The organism is Patescibacteria group bacterium (assembly GCA_022560785.1).
Classification (GTDB): Bacteria; Patescibacteriota; Minisyncoccia; order Phycocordibacterales; family JADFSL01; genus JADFSL01.
Map to the genome: position 1 here is coordinate 7,694 of JADFSL010000021.1, position 3,760 is coordinate 11,453.

At 41.0% G+C, this 3,760-nt stretch carries 6 protein-coding genes; 1 reads left to right on the forward strand and 5 read right to left on the reverse strand.

The window, feature by feature from the left end:
- The 4 genes from IIB50_02315 to IIB50_02330 all read right to left on the reverse strand — a co-directional run.
- The coding region (locus IIB50_02315) for a hypothetical protein (GenBank protein MCH7529929.1) at positions 1–514 on the reverse strand (514 nt) is incomplete at its 3' end.
- Between the two features lie 70 nt (positions 515–584).
- Positions 585–1,250 carry a hypothetical protein gene (locus IIB50_02320; GenBank protein MCH7529930.1) on the reverse strand — a complete coding sequence of 222 codons (666 nt, stop codon included), beginning with the start codon at positions 1,248–1,250 and terminating at the stop codon, positions 585–587.
- A 20-nt stretch (positions 1,251–1,270) separates the two neighbouring features.
- Complete coding sequence (locus IIB50_02325; GenBank protein ID MCH7529931.1) at positions 1,271–1,768, reverse strand: hypothetical protein; 498 nt, start codon at positions 1,766–1,768, stop codon at positions 1,271–1,273.
- Between the two features lie 45 nt (positions 1,769–1,813).
- Positions 1,814–2,440 (reverse strand): sortase, encoded by a 627-nt coding sequence (locus IIB50_02330; GenBank protein MCH7529932.1) that lies wholly within the window; start codon positions 2,438–2,440, stop codon positions 1,814–1,816.
- A gap of 125 nt (positions 2,441–2,565) precedes the next feature.
- On the opposite strand from IIB50_02330, the gene IIB50_02335 reads away from it, so the two are divergent.
- Complete coding sequence (locus IIB50_02335) at positions 2,566–3,300, forward strand: hypothetical protein (GenBank protein ID MCH7529933.1); 735 nt, start codon at positions 2,566–2,568, stop codon at positions 3,298–3,300.
- Positions 3,301–3,464: 164 nt separating this feature from the next.
- On the opposite strand, the gene IIB50_02340 is transcribed toward IIB50_02335, so the two are convergent.
- On the reverse strand, positions 3,465–3,760 hold a 296-nt coding region (locus tag IIB50_02340; GenBank protein MCH7529934.1), incomplete at its 5' end, for a DNA topoisomerase IV subunit B.

The following is a 3,760-nucleotide window of genomic DNA, read 5'->3' on the forward strand; positions in this document are numbered from 1 at the left end:
AGCCTCTCATCCTGGACTCAGGGACGGTGGCAAAAAGCTCACGAATAGGGGTAAAAGTGCCCGTGTAGGTAGTTGTTATGGGTGGTGTGACGGTAGTAGAACCACCAGATACTGGAGTGGCTGTTCCAATATTGTTATCAACAGCTCCAGAGAGAGCATTGTTTGATATCCACGACAAGAACGCTTCATTTCCACTTTCTACACTTGCTGGGTTAACTGAAAGTGTGCAAGTTGGAGCTGCAGTTGGGGGTGTAGGTTCATCATTTCCGTCACCGCCACCATCGTCATCATCACAACACCCGCCACCCGTTTCACCGCCGCCGCCGCCGTTTCCGCCGTCAGTACCTCCGCCTCCGCCATCTCCGCCGCCGTCACCTCCAAAAGCATGTGCAATTGCAGAAATAGAAATATTAGTATCAAAAACAGTTGAAGAAACAAAAGATCCGACAAAAACAGCCGTTAATAGAATTATTGTGATAAAACTGATTTTAGTTATCGTGCTTATTTTATTCATTCAACTATTTTAAATTTTGAAAAGATGGGAGCGCAGCACACTGTGCTGCGCAAACCAAGTTGACCTATTGCTACATAACAATCGGTATAAGAACAAACTCGTGAGCCGCTCGGGAGTCAGGTTTCCATCCATTGGAAGCATACTCCCACCATCTTGTAGTAAGGTGAAGTCCTTTTGTCGATCCTGCTATACGATTTGGATATCGTGTAGTATTCTCAAGCGGACAGATGAGTGTGTAAGTTTCATCGGTTATGTAATCCCAAGGTACTTGAAGCGCTCCCATACCATTACAGACCGTGACTTCAAAAATCTCATCGGGATTCCCCAGTTTTGAATCCGGAATCGGAACACCAGATGCGCGCTTCACGGGGACTGCTCTAACTGAACTATTGTACTCAGTCATTTTAGAATATGGCACACTGATGTCCACATTCCAGAAGTACATAATGACCGGAACACAGCTCTTGTATAGTTTAACCTTATTTCTCTTAACCATGGAGTAAATCTCCATAGCCTCGTCTGCTCCTTCGCTTTTTCCAGTGATGAGACGCTGGAGTTGTGGAATATTTGAATCATAATTGACAATCAAAAGATCGATTTCGATGCACCCCTTCTGTTCAGTACGAGTACATGCGACTGACTCATTGCTAAGCGTCTTCTCTGTCTGTTTTATTTCACCGGTGGTACTGCACCCGAAAAACAGAGCAAACAAGAAATATAACATTGACTTACTCATGGAGACCTCCTCCGCTGTTTTCAACAATTACTGCAACCAATCCCGTCTTTGGGACAGTTGAACTGCACAAGTCCACCTCGTACAAACTCCTGTGTTTCCTTTATATCCTTGACTGAATACCCGCCCCAGTTACCACATTTCCAGACCTTAACAAGAGTGTATGTAACATCCTCGTACAAGATTGAGTACTCGGTTGTTGCATAACACCTATTCATCGGCCAATCGGTATAGACGTTGTTTTTAATGCCGTTGTCACCAAAGGTGACAAAATCAAGTGTCATTCCTCCACATATTTGTCCGTTTTTTGAACGGTCAAGGAGAAATGCAACAAGTAGATCCAGCTGAGCATTATCTGGCCAGCCAGAGTTTCCAATAGCCCACTCAGTCGTCCCATTATATGGATTACTGCCCACAACTTTCCACCGATACTCTGCACTGCCTGGCGATACCAAAACAGTGCAAAAAAACAATACTAGAAAAACTACAGTTTGTTTCATTTTCACCTCTTCACGAGTCAAAGAACAATTGTGTCCCCATTTCTGAGAACCTATCTACCAAAGAGATTAGCTCTCAAGTGGATAGCTTCCCACAAAATCTGCTTCAACAACATACCGTTCATCTTTGGAACCAAATGAATTGCATGTTGAGAGTGTCAATTTTTTTTCTCCGGTTTTAAATGTAACCATAACTTCGGATGCATCAACAAGTGATACACTCGATACTTTGTAAATGTACTCAGCTTTGTTTGAATACACGCGTATATAGTCCCCTATTTGCGTCTTTTCTAAATTGTTAAACACTTGATATGCCGGGTTGTATACTACAGGGAGATAACTGCTGTGCCCAAACAAAAACATATTTGAAGTATCAGAGAGCGTCCCTGACCCAGGATAGTGCACTACCCCTTCTTGGAGTGCCTGGTCAAGTACTGCAATACTTGCACTTTCAGGACTCGATACAATCCAATCAATATTTACCGAATCTATCACAATCCGAATCGGCTCTGAGGAATCATTCTGTGCCTCCGCAACATGCACTATAGAGTTATCTGCACTGACTCCACCAAAGGAAGTTACACCCATGGCTCCCAACATAGAAAGTGTGGTAAAAAATACAAGAACAAAAAAAACAGAAAATCTCCATTTTCTCTCAAGAATCGCTTCTCGTATATTTGTGTTCAAATTAATCATAAACGATAATCTCTAAGCTAAATTTTTATACACTAAAAATAATGTAAAGTCAAGGATTAGGATAATTCCGAGAAGAAGATAAAAGTATTTGACATATATTTTAAATTGTGGTAAAAATGTAAACCATGAATAATAAGAGAGCACAAGTAGCAAATTGGATAATGAAAATATTGGCAAGCATTGGACTCATTGTGGTTCTTGCGTTTGTTGTGTGGGGAGGCGTCCAGACTATTAAATCAGCGCCATCAATGTATTCTTTTTTGTCCTCTTCCCTTACTGCATCTGTTATAAAAATTACATCGGTATTTATTCCTAGTGGAACCAATACAGAGGACATTGAGGGAGAGCAAATTAAAGAAGAGGACTTATCCAGCTATGGTAATGATGCTCTACCAAATCAAACTACTATAACCCAAGGGCAAGAGAGTAGTAATACTTATATGTTCAGTGGTGGAAACAGAGTGGTTTCCGACCCAGATGGATTTGTGGATCTTTCAGTCATCATACTTGCGACTGGAATTTTAGACAAAACAACCAACGAATTTATTGCAACTTCTTCTATCAAACTTTCCGACAAAGTGGCGATTTCGTTTGAAGTAATAAATAAGGGAACAAGGACTTCGAGTGGTTGGACTTTTAATGCGGTACTTCCCACATTTCCACATCATATTTTCCATTCCAAAAGTCAGCACGCACTCGGACCAGGAGATAAAATAGAATTCACCCTTGGATTTGATAGTATCGCAGGAGTGGGAGAACAAGAGATTATCATAAATGTCGACCCGGCTGGGAACATAAATGAATCCACTAAATCAAACAACATCGTTCGTGTCACTGTGACGGTTGATGAAATAAATTAATTCATCTACCCTCCCTCCACTAAAGCGAGATTGTGTATTTTAAAAAACTCTCACAGCTCAAAATAGCACGGTTTTTGCGAAGCAAAATATTTTGAGCGAGAGGAGTAAAAAATCCCCGCAGGGGGATTTTAATGCGTGTTTTTAAAATACACGACCGAGCGAAATTATATATCAAGCTTCGCTAACTTTGCATTTGATTGGATAAATGCTTTTCGCGGTGCCACATCAGAACCCATTAAAATATCAAATACCTGGTCTGCTTCTTGAGCATCTTCTATTGTTACCTGTTTGAGAATGCGCTTATTAATATCCATTGTGGTTTCCCCCAGCTCTTCTGCATTCATTTCTCCTAGTCCCTTATAGCGTTGAACTGATATTTTTGGTGTCTTCCCTTTTTCAGTTGCCTTCTTTCCGTCTTCATTTTCTTCTGTGTTTTCTTCTTCAATTTCAAGCACTTTTT